Genomic DNA, 16,654 nt, shown 5'->3' with positions numbered 1-16,654 from the left:
GAATGAGCGATGCCATGCGCGCGGATGCGCTGCTCGACGAGGCTCCCAGGGAGGGGCGCGGGCAACTCAAGGTGTTTCTCGGTGCGGCGCCTGGTGTAGGCAAGACATACGCCATGCTCCAGGCCGCGCAACGCCAGCGCCGTCTTGGCCGCGACGTACGCGTGGGGGTGGTGGAGACTCATGGTCGGGCGGAAACCGCAGCCATGCTGGTCGGGCTTGCCGACCAGCCGCTGCGCCGCAGCGAGTACCGTGGCATAACCCTGTTCGAGCTGGACCTGGACGGCCTGCTCGCGGTGCGCCCCGACATCGCACTGGTCGATGAGCTGGCGCATAGCAACGCCCCCGGCAGCCGACATAGCAAGCGTTGGCAGGACGTCCTGGAGCTGCTCGAAGCCGGGATCGATGTCTACACGACGGTGAACGTCCAGCATCTCGAGAGCCTCAATGACCAGGTTCGCGCCATCACCGGCGTCCAGGTCCGGGAAACGGTGCCGGATTGGATCCTGCATGAGGCCGACGACATCCTGCTGGTGGACCTGCCGCCCCGCGAGCTGCTCGAGCGCCTGCGTGAGGGCAAGGTGTATGTGCCCGAACAGGCGCGGGCGGCCATCGACGCCTTTTTCACCCAGACCAACCTCACGGCCCTGCGTGAACTGGCGATGCAAACCGCCGCCGCACGAGTCGACGCCGATCTGCATCGCCGTTACCGGTTACAGGGGCAGCGAGCGCCGGCGGTACGTGGCCGCCTTTTGGTCGGCATCGACGCTGACGAGTCAGCCGAGGGGCTGGTGCGCCATGCCGCTCGGGTGGCCGAGCGCCGCCACCTGCCTTGGTCGGTAGTCCACGTGACCCTTGGTGCGGCGCGCGAGGAAACCGAGCTGGGTTATCTGCAGGCGGCCCAGCAACTGGCTGAACGCTTGGGCGGAGAGGTAGTGGAGCTGAGTGGGGCGCGGGTGTCCCGGACACTGATCGATCATGCCCGTGAGCGCCGCGCCTCGCTGTTGCTGGTCGGCCGGAGCAAACGACCACGGCGACGCTGGCCCGGGCGGTTCGGGCAGTCCATCGCCGAGCAGCTGATCGCGGCGGGCGATGGGCTCGAGGTCAGCGTGCTCGATCAGACGAAACCCACGCAGCGCAAAGCGGCGCGCCAGCGAACTGGACGATGGGACTGGCGCAACTACTTGCTCGCCGGGCTCGCCACCCTCAGTGCCACTGCGATCGCGCTGGTGCTGGCGCGCTACCTGGCACTGCCGAACATATCCCTGGTATTCCTCGCGGCCGTGCTGGTGGTTGCGGTCCGCAGCAGCCTCGGGCCGGCGTTGGCGTGTGCGGGGCTGTCGTTCCTGTTTTACGACTTCCTGTTCATCCCGCCCACGTTCACTTTTATCGTGGCTCGTCAGGAAGACGTCCTGACATTGCTTTTCTTCCTGTTGATGGCAATCCTGGCCGGCAACCTTGCCAGTCGCCAGAAGCGGCAGCTGGAAGCGTTGCGTCAGACCCAGGCGCAAACCACGGCTTTGCTCGAGCTCTCGCGCCGGTTGGGTGCTGCCACCGATGTGCAGGCGGTCTGCAGCGTCGCGGTCCACCAGTTGCAACTGCTGGCTGACATCGAGGCGCTGGTGGCCATGCGTGACAAACAGGCCGCGTGGATATTCAAGGGAGACCTTTTGCCGTCACTCACCGAGCAGGAGCAGGCTGCTGCGCAGTGGGCCTGGAAGCATGGTCAGCAGGCAGGGCAGGGCACGGATACCCTGCCGGAGGGGCACTGGTGGTGGCTGCCCTTGAGCGGTGACGGACAGCCTCTCGGCCTGCTGGGTATTCGAACGTTCGCCCAGGGACGGTTGCCGCCGGACAGACGCCGTCTCGTCTGCGCCCTGGCCCAGCCGCTGGCCCAGGCATTGGGGCGCGCGATGCTCGCCGATGAACTCGAAGCGGCTCGTCTGCATGGGCAGACCGAAGAGCTGCGCAGCGCATTGCTGGCCTCTGTCTCGCATGACCTGCGCACGCCGCTGACGGCCATGCGCGGCTCCATCGACTGCCTGGCGAGCCTGGGACACAGCATGAGCGAGGACGACCAGCGGGAGCTGCTGGAGACTACGCGTGACGAGGCTGAACGCCTGGATCGCTACATCCAGAATCTGCTGGACATGACCCGTCTGGGGCATGGTGGTCTCAAGCTTATCCGCGACTGGGTCGCACCAGGCGATATCGTCGCCAGCGCGTTGCAACGCCTGCAGCGCGTGCTGGCCGAGCTTCGAGTCGAGGTCCTGCTGCCCGATCCGCTGCCGTTGCTGTATGTGCATCCGGCACTGATCGAACAGGCGCTGGTCAATGTGCTGGAAAATGCCGCGCGGTTCTCGCCCCCAGCTGGCCGGCTGCAGGTGGCTGTAGACGCCGGGTCGAACGCCCTGCGCTTCGTCGTCAGCGATGAAGGGCCCGGTATCCCCGAGGCGGAGCGGGAGAAGATCTTCGACATGTTCTATACAGCGGCGCGTGGCGATCGTGGCGGACCCGGGACTGGACTGGGGCTCGCCATCTGCCAGGGAATGATCGGTGCCCATGGGGGGCGCGTGGCCGTGGGCGAAGGGCTCGACGGGCGAGGTGCCAGCGTGACGCTGGAGCTGCCATTGCAGCCTCAGCCGGCAATGGACATGGAGAGCGACCTGACGTGAGTGGCGATTCGGCATCCGTACTGATCATCGACGATGAGCCGCAGATTCGGAAATTCCTGCGCATCAGCCTCGCTTCCCAGGGCTATCGGGTGCTGGAAAGCACGGACGGGCGCGATGGATTGGCGCGCGCCGCATTGGAGCAGCCCGACCTGGTGGTACTGGACCTCGGCTTGCCGGATATGGACGGCAAGGAGGTACTTGGCGAGCTGCGCAGCTGGACCCGGGTACCGGTGATCGTGCTTTCGGTTCGTTCCAGCGAGGCGGAAAAGGTCAGGGCGCTCGATGCCGGCGCCAATGACTACGTCACCAAGCCGTTCGGCATTCAGGAATTTCTTGCGCGGGTACGCGCGCTGTTGCGCCTGCCCCAGTCGACCACGAACAGCCCCGGTCAGGTGCTCTGCGGGGCACTGTGCATCGACCTGGCATTCAGGCGGGTCAGCCTGGGCGAGCGAGTGGTGAGCTTGACGAAGAAGGAGTACGCCTTGCTCGCCGAACTTGCCCGCCACGCCGGGCGGGTAGTCACCCAGCAGCATCTGCTGAAGATCGTCTGGGGCCCCAGCCATGCTGGAGACAGTCACTATCTGCGCGTCGTGATCGGCCACCTGCGCCAGAAGCTCGGCGATGATCCCGCCGCACCGCGTTTCATCGTCACAGAGGCCGGGGTCGGCTACCGGCTGATCAGCGATGCCTGAGCCACAGGCAGTCATCGCTGCCAGTGAATCAGCCCAAGCTCCAGCGGTACGGTCAGGCCCAGCGTGCTGCCGGGGATGATCCGCGCGGTGTAGTCCGTCTCCGGACGGTCGGCGGGGAAGTGGCCGCGGAAGGTGGCGAACGTAGCCTCATGCTGCGCAAGGTTGAGCGGATGGATCTCGGCGGGCGCTGCGTTCCGACCCTCCGCGTAGAGTTGCACGGCGATATGCTGCGGATCGATGTGGCCCAGGTTCAAACGTGCTTCGACCTGATACCGGCCGTTCTCGCGGGCCCATTGCACACCGGTGAAGGCCAGTTCATGCCAGTAGCTGCGCAGACGGCTGAGCTGGTGCGACAGTGTGCTGGCCATCGCCGAACCATCGGCGCAGCGCCGGCGGTAGGCCGTCGCCATGGGCAGGTAATACTGTTCGGTGTATTCGCGCACGGTTCGATCGGCGGAAAAGCGCTCGACCAGCGCGCTCATGCTGCGCCGCATGCGTTGCACCCAGGCGGTGGGCACCCCTTCATCGTCACGGGCGTAGAAAGTGGGGACTACCTGGGTTTCCAGCAGCTGATAGAGCTGCTCGGCATCCACTTCATCGTGCTCCGGGCCGTATTCGAGGCCATCGCCAACGGCCCAGCCGAGGTCGGTGGCGTAGGCTTCGGCCCACCAGCCGTCGAGTTGCGACAGGTTCAGGCCGCCATTGGCCAGCACCTTCATGCCGCTGGTGCCGCTGGCCTCCCAGGGCCGCCTCGGCGTGTTCAGCCAGACGTCCACGCCTTGCACCAGGTGTCTGGCGATTCGCATGTCGTAGTCCTCGAGAAAGACCACGCGGCCGGCGATGTCGGGCCTGGCGGCGAAACGTTGCCACTCGGTCAGCAACGCCTGCCCGGCGCGGTCGGCCGGATGCGCCTTGCCAGCCACCAGCAACTGCACCGGGCAGCTGCGGTGGTTGAGGATGCGCGCCAGCCGTTCGGGGTCCTGCAGCAGCAGGTTGGGGCGCTTGTAACTGGCGAAGCGACGGGCGAAGCCAAGCGTCAGCCGTTCCGGATGCAGGCGTGAACCGGCCACTTCGATGTCCGCTGGCGAGGCGCCATGCACGGCCAGGCTGCGGGCCAGATGGCTGCGCACGAAGCCGAGCAGTTCGTTACGCGCATGCTGGCGGATCTGCCACAGCCAGCGGTCGTCGACCTGGGCCAGCAGTTCGTCCACCGAAGCGTGGTCGATGCCGCGCCAAGGAATCTCGTCGCCGTGCAGCTCGTACCAGTGGGCTTCGGCATTCGGCGACACCCAGGTCGGCAGGTGGATGCCGTTGGTGACATGCCCGACCGGTACCGCCGCCAGCGGCCAGCGCGGATACAGTTCGCGGAAGATGTAGCGGCTGGTGTGCCCGTGCAGCTGGCTGACTGCATTGACTGCGCCCGCCCCGCGGGTGGCCAGGTAGGCCATGTTGAACGGCTCGTGGGAGTCCTGCGGCTGCTTGCGCCCCATGGCCAGCAGCGTCTGCATGGAAATGCCCAGCTCGTATTCGGCATAGCGCTCCAGATACTGGCTCACCAGCTCGGGCGGAAAGCGATCGAAGCCGGCTTCGACCGGTGTATGGGTGGTGAACAGATTGCCGGCGCGCGTCGCATTGAGGGCCACGGCGAAGGAGACCCGCTCCCGGGCCATATGGCTGCGCGCCCGCTCCAGCACGGCGAATGCGGCATGGCCATCGTTCAGGTGGAGCACATCGGGCTGCAGGCCGGCGGCTTCCAGCAAGCGCCAGCCGCCGATGCCCAGCACCAGTTCCTGGCGCAGGCGCATCTCGTTGTCGCCGCCATAGAGTTCGCTGGCGATCAGCCGCGCGATGGGTGGATTGGCGGGGTCATTGGTATCGAGCAGCAGCAGGCGATTGAGGCCGACCCGGGCCTGCCAGCCGCGCAGCCAGATCTGCAACCCCGGCAGCTGTATGGCCAGCCTCAGAGGCGCGCCGCTGGCGTCATGCAGCGGCTCGATGGGCATCTGCCGGGTGTCGTTGACCGGGTACAGCGCCTGCTGTCGGCCGTCCGGGCCGATGCTCTGGCGGAAGTAGCCGTGCTGCCAGAGCATGCCCACCGCGGTGACCGGCACGCCGAGGTCGCTGGCGGCCTTGAGCTGGTCCCCGGCGACGTTGCCGAGACCGCCGGAATAGATCGGCAAGGCTTCGCTGAGCATGTATTCCATGGAAAAGTAGGCGACTCGCGCGAGGCGTTCGCCGTACTGCTGGCTGGCGAACCAGGTCGGCTGCTCCAGCCGTGCCTGGCGCGCCTTGACGATGCCGTCCACCAGGCGGTGGCAGTCGACGCGGCGCAGCAGCGCCTCCAGCTTCTGCTCCGGCACGGTACTGAGGATCAGGCTGGGATTGCGGGTCAGCGCCCAGAGGTCGTTGTCGATCAGCTGCCAGAGGTCATCGTTCTGGCTGGTCCAGCGAATCGACTGGTCGAAAGCCAGTTCGCGCAGGGTGTCGGGTGTGAGGGCGGGGCGATCGGATGCAGGTGCCAAAGGAACCTCTCTTCTGAACCGGTGAGCGCTGTCTCGTCCAGTATAGGCCTTGCGCGTAGCGGGGATAACCCTCAGCGGCGCGGCCCGGCCTCGGGTTGTGGCACATCCTGCGATGTTGCCGGTTCTTCGGCTATGGTCTCGGCGGCCTGCCGCTGGTCATCACGATCAGCCTCGAGCCCTTGCTGCTCTTCAGTGTGCTTCGGGTCGTACTGCAGCTCGATGAACACCGGGAAATGATCGGAGCCGATGTCCGGCAGGCGCAGCAGGCGGACGAAACGGAAGTGCGCACTGTGAAAGAAGTGGTCCAGCGGCCAGCGCAGGAACCAGTGATGGGCATGGAAGGTGTTGTACATGCCGCGGCCCACGCGTGGGTCCAGCAGCCCGCTGATCTTGCGGAACAGCCGGGTGGTCGGCGACCAGGCCACATCGTTGAGGTCGCCGGTCACGATGATCGGGTCATCGCTGTGCTGGATGCTTCTGGCCACCACCAGCAGTTCCACGTCGCGCTCGGTGGACTCGTCGTTCTCCGTGGGGCTGGGAGGCGCCGGATGCAGGAAATGCATGCGCACCGAAAGGCTGTCATCGACACGCACCCGTGCATGCATGGAGGGTACGTCGTCTTCCACCAGGAACTTGAGTTCCGGCTCCTCCAGCGGCAGGCGCGAATACACGTGCATGCCGTAGAGGTTGTCCTGCGGGCAGTGAATACTGTGGGGATAGTCGTCGCTCAGCTGGTCCAGGTGTGCTTCCCACCAAGAGTCGGTTTCCAGCGTCACCAGCACGTCGGGTCGGTACTCGTGCACCAGCGCCAGCAGGCACTCGGCCTGGCGATTGGGCCCCAGCACGTTGGTGGCCATCACGCGGATGCGTGGCCCCAGGGCGTCTGGCTCGGCACGCAACACCTCGTTGCGCCACAGGCGGGTGTAGGGCGCGATCCACCAGAGCTGATAGATCAGGCAGGCGGCGCTGGTCAGCGAGGCGAGCAGATGCCAGGGCTGGCCATAGTCCAGCAGCGGCGCCTGCGCGACCAGCAGTACCGCCAGCAGTGTGGCGAGCTGCAGGCGTGGAAACTCCCATACGCGCACCCACCAGGCGCGATGCCGCCAGAGAGGCAGCAGTGTGACGAATGCGAAAAGGCCTGTGCTGGCCAGCAATATCCCTTCGAGCATGACGTTTCCCATTGTCGGCCGATCGTTACGGCGGCGGCCTTGCACATCGACGGGCAAGGGCCGAGGCATTCGACAGGCAAACAGGCGAAGCGTCGCAAGAAAAAACAGGCCCCGAGTGGACGGGGACTGTCTGGGCGGTCAGTTCTCCGCTGACAGCATGCCGCTGGTCAGTGCCGGCAGGTGCTCGGGCTGGCACAGGCTGTTCGCGCCTTGCAGGTACGGCTGCAGGATCGGCGCCATGCCCTTGAGGGTCTGTACCGGCAGCGCCGAGGTGAAGCGGAAGCTGTCGGCGGCCCGGCCCGGCACATAGGCCGTCAGCGTGCCGAAGTGATTCGGCCCCAGATAGAAGACGAAGGTGGCGGTGCGGTTCAGCGCCAGCGAACTGATCAGCCGGCCGCCGGCGCCGACGCTCTGGATGCGGTTGTCGCCGGTCCCGGTCTTGCCACCGATGCGCAGCGCGCTGCCATCCTCCTGCTTGAAGGCACCTTGCAAACGCCGCGCCGTGCCACCTTCGACCACATTGGCCAGCGCATCCTGCAGCGCCCGTGCGACTTCCACCGGCATCACGCGCTTGCCGGATCCGGCCACGAAGCCCAAGCGCGTCTCGTATGGCGTGCCCTCGGCGAAGTGCAGGTTGTCGATACGCACGCTGGGCAGGCGGACACCGTCGTTGAGGATGATGCCCATCAGCTCGGCCAGCGCGGCCGGCCGGTCTCCGGAACTGCCAAGCGCGGTAGCCAGCGACGGCACCAGGTTGTCGAACGGATAGCCCAGGCGCTGCCAGCGCCGATGGATATCGGTGAATGCTTCCACCTCCAGCATGATGCGGATGCGACTGTCGCGCGCGCTCTTGTGGCGGCTGCGGAACAGCCAGCCATAGACTTCCTGGCGCTCGGCGCGGCTGTCGGCGACCACTTCGGAGAGCGTTGCCTGCGGGTTGGCGATCAGATAGCCGAGCAGCCACAGGTCCAGCGGATGGGTGCGGGCGATATAGGCCTGATCGGGCAGGCTGTAGGCGCCCGGACCGTAACGGGTGTATAGCGAATCGAGTTCCTTCTCGCTTAGGGCCGCATCCGGCAGGTGCTGCTTGAGGAAGCGGTCGAACACTGCGCGTTCGGCATCCGGCATCAGGTAGCGATGCACGGCAGCCAGGCGTACGGGCGTCGGGCGCATGCCCTGAAGGAAGGTCTCGATACGCTCGTCGGCGCTCTTGTTGCGGTATTTCTTCCAGAACCGCTGCAGAAACACCGAGCCCTCGCGGTCGGCGAAGCGGGTCAGGTATTCCTGGCGGCGCGGGTCCTTGTCGTCTCTCAGCAACTCGGCGCTGTTGATGGTTTCGTAGGTGCTGTAGCTGACCAGGTCGCGCATCAGGCGCACGAAGGGCAGGTTGATCGACTCGCGCAGCGACTCGCGCACCGTGGGAATGCGCCCGTCGTCTTCGCGGCGGAAGTTGCCGAAGCGGTGCATGCCGGCGCCGGTGAAGAAGCGCTCGGCCGGGCTCGCCGAGTAGCGGCGCTCCAATGCGGCATCGAGCATGCGCTCCAGGCTGCGATCGTTATTGGTTGCCAGATAGTCGATGGCCCAGCGGCTGAGGTTGGCTCGCGCGTCGATCTTGCGCAGTTCGCTCGCGCTGAGTTCGGAATAGCGCTGGTGCAGCTCGGCGATGACTTCCAGGTAGGTAGTCAGCACCCGCAGCTTGGCCGTCGAGCCCAGTTCCAGCTTGCTGCCTTCGTTGATGTCGAACGGCTGGTTGGTGTTGTCGGTCTGCACCCGCACACGGAAGCCTTCTTCGCCGCGCTCGAACAACGTGAAGCTGTAGCGCACGTCGCCGGTCTTCTCCGGCGAGAGCATGCGGTCGCCGAACAGACCGACCGACTCGGCGAAGGCCGGATCGGCCAGGCGCACCAGGTATTCGCTGATCTGGCTCTGCAGATCACCCTGCAACGACGTACTGGCGGTGAGGTCCAGCCGGTCCAGGTCATACAGCGGCAGGCCGAGCAGACCGGCCAGGCGCATGCGCGCCACGGTGATGCCCTTGGTGGCTTCCACGGGCTGGATCGCCGCGTCGCGATTGGGGTTCTGCGCCACGACGCGCTGGCTCAGCGCGGCATCGCGCAGGGCCGTGTCGATGATGCCGCCGTTGGCCAGCAGGCGAATATGGCTGTCGGTCAGGGCCGCCATTTCCTCGCGGCCCGCGCCCAGGTAATAGGAGGGCCGGCGCTGAGCGATCAGCAGCGACAGCACCTGACGCAGCGCCAGGCCACGGGCCTGCTGGTCGACCGCTTCCGGGCTGCGCGGATCGAGCAGGCGGTTGACCTCGCGGAAGTCGGCACCGAACCAGAGCCGCAGGCCGTCGGCGATACCGTGCACTTCGCCGTGACCCGGTGCGGCGGAAAGCGGCACGCTGTTGAGGTAGTCACGCACGATGCGCTGGCGGGTGGCGAGCGTCTGCGGGCCTTCGCGGTAGGTCCGTACGCTGGCGGAGACCATCTGCCGGATCTTTTCCTGCGGATCACCGGTGCGCCCCTCGGGGGAGTGACGATACTTTTCCACCTGAGTGGCCAGGGTGCTGCCGCCAGCGGCCTGGCCGCCGAGGCCCAGACGCTTTTCCAATTGGCTGATGGCAGCCTTGGTGAACCGCGGCCAGTCCACCGCCGGGTTGGCGTTCGGCCGGCTGGCGTCGAGCAGGCCACGATCCTCGATGAACAGCAGGCTCATCACCACGAGCGGGGGGATGTCCTCGAAACGTTCGTAATACTGGCGTGGATAGCTGTTGGTATAGAGCGGCAGCCCACGGCAGTCGTTGATCGTCAGCCCGGCCTGAGACTCTTCCGGGAGTGCAGTGTTGCTGTATCTGGCCGTGTCGCAGCTCAGGAGCCGGATCGGTTCGTTGCAGCACGATCGGCAGGTCGCGTTGATGCGGATCGCGTTCGTTGTCGCAGGGGCGAGCGGGCTGATCCTGCTGCTCGGGCCGGTGTATTTCTGGGTCCCCGGCGTGCTGCTGGCGACCTGGCTGCTGGGCAGGCGTCGGTCATGAACGATGCAGCGCTGGTCGCCATGGCTGCCCTTTCGACCACCAGCGTGCTGGTGCGCATAGTGCCCGCATTCGTTCGCCTCTCGCTGGGCGAACGGGGGCTGCACCTGGTCGGACAGGTGATGCCGATGGCCGTGTTCGTCAATCTCGCCGTGTATGTCGTCTACAGCGAAATCGGCAGCTCACCCGTGGCCGGCGGGCTGGCGCTGATGGCTGTCGCGGTGCTGGCCGTGCAGGGGCGCATCGGGTTGATGGGCAGCACGCTGCTGGCGGCTGCCATCTACTATCTGCTGGCCAGCCATCTGGCCTGAGCGGCTCAGAACCAGCGATCGTTGCGTTTGCGGCCACGGGTCAACGACGGCAGGATCAGGCCCACCAGCAACCCGGCACCGGCAATGCTGCCGCCGTAGACCATGTACTGCATGAGGACCTGCTTGTTCTCGTCACCGAGGCGGGCCTGGGTGGCGCGCAGTTCCGACTGTGCTTCGGTCAGTGCCGTCTCGAGGGTCATGCGCCGGGCTTCGAGCTCGTCGATCAGCGCCTTGCGCGAATCCAGGGTTTCCTGCATGCCCTGCACGCGGACCTTCCAGCTGTCGTCGATGGTCTTGAGCTGCTCGCTGAGTTCGGCGACCTGCTGCTCCAGTTGCGGCAGACGCTCGGCCTGGCCGGGCACTTTCTGCAGCTCCCTGCTGGGAATCCACACGGTGCTGCCCGATTCGGAGCGTACCTGGCTGTAGTCACCCTGGGTGCTGATCAACTCGACCTTCTGGCCAGAGGTCAGGGTGCCGACGATGCGATAGCCATCGGTGGGACCACTGCGAACGAAAGTATTCAGACTGTCACTGACCCAGCGAGCGTTGCTGTCATTGTTTTCCTGGCCATGGATCGGCGTTGTGGCCAGCAGCGCGCCAAACAGGCCGGCGCCGATGAAATGGCGCGAAGTGAAGCGGGAAAGCAAGGCAGAAAGATGAAGAGATATGGACATGAAAGATTCGCGATATTGGAAGAAGAATAAGTCCCCGGGGCGGGGCAGTGGGGTTGGCTGCACCTGGCCCCGCTGGGGCGCTGTCGAATACCGGACGACAGGCGCATCGGAAACAGCCGGGCGGGTCGGTTGACCGCAGCCGGGCGCGCGAAGCACAGCGCGCCTTCAACGGAGCGCGCAGCTGCCGCTCCGTATGGTGCATCAGCTGAATGACAGCCCGCCGCGGGGAAAGTTCAGGCATGCGAGCGCAGCCGATAGGCGGCAGGACATGGAGGGCAGGCGAGGCAACAGGCGCACTGGCCGACTCGACGTCATGCCTCGTGGTTGCGACTGCCGGTGTGCAAAACCCGGTCGTTTCTGGTCTGATGCCGGCATTACATGACGGGTAGTGGTCCGCCCCTGGTCAAGGCTATGGAAGAGGGGGAGCAGCTCTGGAAAATCTTACCCGCGAGGAGCTCGTGGCCGAGGTGGTGCGCTTGCGCGCAGCGCTGGAGGAGCGCGCCATCGGCGACACCGAGGTGCGCTATCGCCTGGCGGCCAAGGCAACCAACGATGCCGTCTGGGATTGGGACCTGGACAGCGATCATGTGCTCTGGAACGACGCGCTGGAGCAGGCCTACGGCCATCCGCTGGCCAGCATCGAGTGCACCGGCGACTGGTGGCTGGCGCATATCCACCCGGACGACCGCGGCCGCATCGACGCTTCGATTCATGCCGTACTCGATGGCGGCCAGACTGCCTGGAACGACGAATATCGCTTCCGCCGTGTGGATGGCTCCTATGCGGAGATTCTCGATCGAGGCCATGTGATCCGTGACGAGCACGGGCGCGCCGTACGCATGATCGGTGCGATGCTCGACCTGACCCGCGTTCGCGCCGCCGAAGCGGCATTGCGCCAGAGCGAGGAGCGCTTCAGCGCTATCCTGCAGACCATCGAAGCCGCCTTCGCCATCGTCCAGGTCAAGTTCGACGCCGATGATCGGCCGGTGGACTACCAGTTCGTCGAGGTCAATCCGGCGTTCGAGCGGCAGACCGGCGTCGACCTGCACGGCAAATGGGTGACCGAATTCGCGCCGGAGCTGGAACGGTTCTGGTTCGATGCCTATGGCCACGTCGCCAAGACCGGCGAGCCGGCCAGCTTCGAAAGTTACGCGCAAGCGTTCGGTCGCTGGTTCGATGTGCGGGCGGTCCGGGTAGGTGCGCCGGCAGACCGCCGCATCGCCATTCTCTTCAACGACGTCACCCAGCGGCACGATGCCGAGGATCGCCTGCGCGTCAGCGAGTCCCTGGCGCGCGAGAACGTCCAGCGCGTCCAGTTGGCGCTGGCGGCCGGGGCCATCATCGGCACTTGGAACTGGGATCTGCGGACCGACCGGTTCACCGTCGACGAGGGTTTCGCCCGTGGGTTCGGCCTGGACCCGGCGCTGGGGCGCGAGAGGCTGAGCCTGGAGCAGATCATCACTAGCGTGCACCCGGAGGATCGCCCCGGACTGATCGCTGCCATCGACGAAGTCATTGCCCGTGGCGGAGCCTACGCCCATCAGTATCGGGTCCGCCGTGCCGACGGTCGTTACTACTGGATCGAAGCCAACGGCCGCGTCGACCACTCGCCGGAAGGCATCGCGCTGAGCTTTCCGGGCGTGCTGATCGATGTGGAAGACCGACGCTCCATCGAGGCCGAACGCGACCGTGCCACCGCGGCGCTGCGCGCTCTGAACGATACCCTGGAGCTGCGCGTCGCCGAGCGCACGGCCGAGCTGATCCATGCCGAGGAAAAACTGCGTCAGTCGCAGAAAATGGAGGCGGTCGGTCAGCTCACCGGCGGGCTGGCACATGACTTCAACAACCTGCTGGCCGGCATCAGCGGTGCGCTGGATCTGATGGGCATGCGGATCGCCCAGGGGCGGCTCAACGATATCGACAAGTACATGCTGGCTGCACAGAGCGCGGCCAAGCGCGCCGCCGCGCTGACCCATCGGCTGCTGGCGTTTTCACGCCGGCAGACGCTCGATCCGCGGCCGTTGGACGTGAACCTGCTGGTCGAAGGCATGACCGAGCTGATCCAGCGCACGGTAGGGCCGAGTATTCTGGTCGAGACCGTCAGTGCTCCCGACCTCTGGTCGGCATCGGTGGATGCCAGCCAGCTGGAGAACGCCATCCTCAATCTGTGCATCAATTCGCGCGATGCCATGCCGGACGGCGGTCGTATCATCATCGAGACGGCAAACCAGTGGCTGGACGCGGAGGCGGCGCTGGCCAACGACTTGCCGGCCGGTGAATACCTGTCGTTGACGGTGACCGACACCGGTACCGGGATGGCGCCTGGCGTGATCGCCAAGGCGTTCGACCCCTTCTTCACCACCAAGCCGATCGGCGAGGGCACCGGCCTCGGCCTTTCGATGATCTACGGGTTCGCCAAGCAGTCCGGCGGGCAGGTGCGTATCAGTTCGGAACTCGGCAAAGGCACGTCGATGTGTATTCATCTACCGCGCTATCACGGCGAGGCGGGTGCCAGCACTGCGGCCCCGGCGCAGTCGGCCGCAGCGCTCACCGGCTCCTGCGGGACGATCCTCATCGTCGATGATGAGCCGACGGTACGCCTGCTGCTGACCGACGTGCTGGGTGATCTGGGCTACACCCTGATCGAGGCGGCTGACAGCCTCACCGGGTTGAAGCTGCTGCAGTCGGATGTCGGTATCGACCTGCTGATCACCGATGTCGGCCTGCCAGGGGGCATGAACGGGCGGCAGATGGCCGATGCCGGGCGGGAGGTGCGCCCCGGCCTGAAGACCCTGTTCATCACCGGCTATGCGGAAAGCGCGGCGCTGGGCAACAGCTCTCTCGGTGCCGGAATGCAGGTGCTGACCAAGCCGTTCTCCATCGACATCCTTGCCACCCGGGTGCTCGAGCTTTTACGCGGCTAGCGCTTGCTGCCTTGCCACTGCCAGTTGAACAAACGGATCAATGGGCATAGCCTCTCGCTCTGCTCACGGGCCGCCGGTCGGACGGCCCGTTCTCCTTTCCCGGATCTGTTGGCGCGGGTCGAATGAAATCATTGCTGCACCCAGGCAGGACCGTTGCTCTCGTTTTTCTGTTCGCCATCCTCTGCGGCACAGCGCTGCTCTCGTTACCCATAGCCCATGCCAGCGGCGAGACCGGCCCGTTGCTCACGGCCTTCTTCACCGCTGTCTCGGCGGTCTGCGTCACCGGTCTGGTGGTGGTCGATACGGGCACCTACTGGTCGACCTTCGGCCAGGTCGTGATCATGGCGCTGTTCCAGCTCGGTGGCTTCGGCATGATGACCCTGGCGACCCTGCTGGGCTTGCTGGTCAACCGATCGTTCCGCTTGCGCGCTAAGCTGATCGCACAGGCCGAGTCCCATGTACTGGGGCTGGGCGACATCAGCAGCGTGGCGAAACTGGTGCTGGTCGTCACGCTGGTGATGGAGCTGGCGGTCATGCTGCTGCTGACCCTGCGCCTGCATCTGTCGTACGGGCTTGGCTGGGGCGAGGCCGCCTGGAGCGGTCTGTTCCATGCCGTATCGGCGTTCAACAATGCCGGCTTCTCCATCCACGTCGACGGCCTTGTGCGCTACGCCACCGATGGATTCATCCTGCTGCCGGTGATGAGCGCGATCATCATTGGCGGTATCGGCTTCCCCGTTCTCAACGACCTGCGCCGCAGGTGGTCGGACCCGCGGCACTGGTCGTTGCACACCAAGCTGACGCTGTCGGGGACCGTAGTGCTGCTGGTGGGCGGTTTCATGGCAGTGCTGCTGTTCGAGTGGTCCAATCCGGGTACGCTCGGTCCAATGGCCTGGGCCGACAAGCTTCTTTCGGCAGCCTTCGTTTCAGTCTCGGCGCGTACGGCCGGTTTCAATGCGCTCGATATCGGCGCGCTGACCCATGAGAGCTGGGCGCTGCACTATTTCCTGATGTTCATCGGTGGCGGCAGTGCCGGTACTGCCGGTGGGGTGAAGGTCGGAACCGTGGCCATCCTGGCGCTGCTGGTGATCGCCGAGATCCGCGGCAGGGCCGACACCGAAGCGTTCGGCCGCCGGGTCGGCAGTTCGGCCCAGCGCCAGGCGATCACCGTGCTGGTGCTGGGGAGCGCCATGGTCGTGCTCGGTACGCTGGTCATCCTGCGTGACACCGACATTCCCACCGATCAGGTGATCTTCGAAGTCATTTCCGCATTCGGCACCGTCGGCCTGTCCACCGGTATCACCGCCGATCTGCCGGAGACCAGCCAGCTGATGCTGACGCTGCTCATGTACGTCGGCCGGGTCGGCACCATCACCCTGGCCGCCTCGCTCGCGCTGGGCGAGCACCGCATGCCTTACCGCTATCCGGAGGAACACCCAATTGTTGGCTAAATTGTTGTTTTCAGAGCAATTTTCGTTCTCCAAAGGCGACAGTGTGGTGGTCATCGGGCTTGGGCGCTTTGGCAGCTCGGTGGCGCGCTCGCTGACACGCCTTGGCCATGACGTGATGGGTATCGATCAGGCCGCCGAGCCCGTTCATGCATGGGCCGATCTGCTGACCCATGCGGTACAGGCCGACTCCACCAATGTCATGGCCTTGCGTCAGCTTGGCGTTGCCGATTTCCCCCACGCCATTGTCGGCATCGGCAGTGACCTGGCGGCGAGCCTGATGACCATCATGGCGCTGACCGAACTGGGCATCAAAGACATCTGGGTCAAGGCGCTGACCACCGAGCATGGGCAGATCGCAACGCGGATCGGCGCGCATCATGTGGTCTACCCCGAGGCGGACATGGGCGAGCGGGTTGCCCACCTGATCTCCGGACGGATGATGGACTTCATCGAGTTCGACGACGGCTTCGCCATCGCCAAGATCCATGCACCCGAGCGCATCCACAACAGCACCCTGGCCGCAGCGGCGGTGCGCGAGAAATTCGGCGTGACCGTCGTCGGCCTCAAGCGGGCCAACCAGGATTTCCAGCACGCGACGCCCAGCACTCAGGTGCTGCCGGGCGATCTGCTGATCGTCTCGGGGCCGACCCATGACATCCAGCGTTTCGCTGGCCAGGGGCGCAAGGGAAGCTGAAGCTGGTCTTCGTTAGTGCGGTGGTCCAGAGGCGACTACGCTTCTCGGGCGGCCGAGCCACGACCGTGCGCCCGCGACCCCTGGCGCGGCGCTCTCGGCACTGACGGAGGAGACACAAAGTGAATTCATTAAGCGGTGGCTGCCTGTGCGGCGACGTGCGCATCGTGACGGCGGGGCAGCCCTATCGAGTCGGCATCTGTCATTGCCTGGACTGCCGTAAGCATCACGGCGCGCTGTTCTACGCCGCTGCGGTGTTCCCGCAGGATGCGGTGACCGTCGAGGGCGAGACGGCCGAATACGCCGGACGGTATTTCTGCCCCCGCTGTGGCTCATCGGTTTTTTCCCGCTTCGCCGATGAGATCGAGGTGCACCTTGGCGCACTGGATGCGCCCGACCAGCTGACGCCGACCTACGAATGCTGGACCGTGCGCCGTGAAGCCTGGCTGCCAGCGTTTCCGCTCAGCCGGCGCTACCCCCACGACCGCGACGATTCCAGTCGCTTCGAATGAGT

General features: G+C 65.6%; 12 protein-coding genes. 8 read left to right on the top strand and 4 right to left on the bottom strand.

The window, feature by feature from the left end:
- Positions 1-2 precede the first annotated feature (2 nt).
- Together VF716_RS05910 and VF716_RS05905 are read left to right on the top strand one after the other, a co-directional pair.
- Complete coding sequence (locus VF716_RS05910) at positions 3-2,672, top strand: DUF4118 domain-containing protein (RefSeq protein ID WP_440552214.1); 2,670 nt, start codon at positions 3-5, stop codon at positions 2,670-2,672.
- Positions 2,669-3,364, top strand: coding sequence for a response regulator (locus tag VF716_RS05905; protein ID WP_049325644.1), 696 nt, complete (start codon positions 2,669-2,671; stop codon positions 3,362-3,364). The genes VF716_RS05910 and VF716_RS05905 overlap by 4 nt, the downstream gene beginning before the upstream one ends.
- 11 nt (positions 3,365-3,375) lie before the next feature.
- On the opposite strand, the gene glgP is transcribed toward VF716_RS05905, so the two are convergent.
- The 3 genes from glgP to VF716_RS05890 all read right to left on the bottom strand — a co-directional run bounded on the left by glgP (position 3,376) and on the right by VF716_RS05890 (position 9,773).
- The gene (gene glgP, locus VF716_RS05900; RefSeq protein WP_440552211.1) at positions 3,376-5,886 is read right to left on the bottom strand and encodes an alpha-glucan family phosphorylase; all 2,511 of its coding nucleotides are present in this window, start codon (positions 5,884-5,886) and stop codon (positions 3,376-3,378) included.
- Positions 5,887-5,957: 71 nt separating this feature from the next.
- Entirely contained in the window at positions 5,958-7,055 is a 1,098-nt protein-coding gene (locus VF716_RS05895; RefSeq protein ID WP_213918203.1) for an endonuclease/exonuclease/phosphatase family protein, read from the bottom strand.
- A gap of 138 nt (positions 7,056-7,193) precedes the next feature.
- Positions 7,194-9,773 (bottom strand): transglycosylase domain-containing protein, encoded by a 2,580-nt coding sequence (locus VF716_RS05890; RefSeq protein ID WP_440552208.1) that lies wholly within the window; start codon positions 9,771-9,773, stop codon positions 7,194-7,196.
- Between the two features lie 127 nt (positions 9,774-9,900).
- On the opposite strand from VF716_RS05890, the gene VF716_RS05885 reads away from it, so the two are divergent.
- Together VF716_RS05885 and VF716_RS05880 are read left to right on the top strand one after the other, a co-directional pair.
- Positions 9,901-10,092 carry a hypothetical protein gene (locus VF716_RS05885; RefSeq protein WP_440552205.1) on the top strand — a complete coding sequence of 64 codons (192 nt, stop codon included), beginning with the start codon at positions 9,901-9,903 and terminating at the stop codon, positions 10,090-10,092.
- A complete protein-coding gene (locus VF716_RS05880; protein WP_013982642.1) occupies positions 10,089-10,400 on the top strand; it encodes a hypothetical protein in 312 nt (103 codons plus the stop codon). Before VF716_RS05885 ends, VF716_RS05880 begins: the two co-directional genes overlap by 4 nt.
- Before the next feature lie 5 nt (positions 10,401-10,405).
- Here VF716_RS05880 and VF716_RS05875 read toward each other — a convergent pair whose 3' ends face one another.
- A complete protein-coding gene (locus VF716_RS05875) occupies positions 10,406-11,074 on the bottom strand; it encodes a TIGR04211 family SH3 domain-containing protein (protein WP_125851328.1) in 669 nt (222 codons plus the stop codon).
- Positions 11,075-11,544: 470 nt separating this feature from the next.
- On the opposite strand from VF716_RS05875, the gene VF716_RS05870 reads away from it, so the two are divergent.
- From VF716_RS05870 to VF716_RS05855, 4 genes are all read left to right on the top strand, one after another.
- Positions 11,545-13,998: a PAS domain-containing protein gene (locus VF716_RS05870; protein ID WP_419186706.1), complete on the top strand. Its 2,454-nt coding sequence runs from the start codon at positions 11,545-11,547 to the stop codon at positions 13,996-13,998.
- A 122-nt stretch (positions 13,999-14,120) separates the two neighbouring features.
- On the top strand, positions 14,121-15,449 hold the full coding sequence (locus VF716_RS05865; protein WP_192475811.1) for a TrkH family potassium uptake protein: 1,329 nt from the start codon (positions 14,121-14,123) through the stop codon (positions 15,447-15,449).
- Complete coding sequence (locus VF716_RS05860; protein WP_013982646.1) at positions 15,439-16,143, top strand: potassium channel family protein; 705 nt, start codon at positions 15,439-15,441, stop codon at positions 16,141-16,143. Before VF716_RS05865 ends, VF716_RS05860 begins: the two co-directional genes overlap by 11 nt.
- Before the next feature lie 119 nt (positions 16,144-16,262).
- Complete coding sequence (locus tag VF716_RS05855) at positions 16,263-16,652, top strand: GFA family protein (protein ID WP_013982647.1); 390 nt, start codon at positions 16,263-16,265, stop codon at positions 16,650-16,652.
- Positions 16,653-16,654: the final 2 nt, after the last annotated feature.

This window comes from Stutzerimonas sp. Brlt_14, assembly GCF_051948915.1.
GTDB classification, from domain to species: Bacteria; Pseudomonadota; Gammaproteobacteria; order Pseudomonadales; family Pseudomonadaceae; genus Stutzerimonas; species Stutzerimonas stutzeri.
The sequence above is the reverse complement of the archived record's forward strand: the minus strand, read 5'-3'. Positions and strand labels throughout refer to the sequence as shown.

What these genes read in the sequence shown, in the direction of transcription:
- VF716_RS05875 (WP_125851328.1), bottom strand. Translation starts at nt 11,074, where the DNA reads ATGTCCATATCTCTTCATCTTTCTGCCTTGCTTTCCCGCTTCACTTCG.
- VF716_RS05910 (WP_440552214.1), top strand. Translation starts at nt 3, where the DNA reads ATGAGCGATGCCATGCGCGCGGATGCGCTGCTCGACGAGGCTCCCAGG.
- VF716_RS05890 (WP_440552208.1), bottom strand. Translation starts at nt 9,773, where the DNA reads ATGAGCCTGCTGTTCATCGAGGATCGTGGCCTGCTCGACGCCAGCCGG.
- VF716_RS05895 (WP_213918203.1), bottom strand. Translation starts at nt 7,055, where the DNA reads ATGCTCGAAGGGATATTGCTGGCCAGCACAGGCCTTTTCGCATTCGTC.
- VF716_RS05880 (WP_013982642.1), top strand. Translation starts at nt 10,089, where the DNA reads ATGAACGATGCAGCGCTGGTCGCCATGGCTGCCCTTTCGACCACCAGC.
- VF716_RS05865 (WP_192475811.1), top strand. Translation starts at nt 14,121, where the DNA reads ATGAAATCATTGCTGCACCCAGGCAGGACCGTTGCTCTCGTTTTTCTG.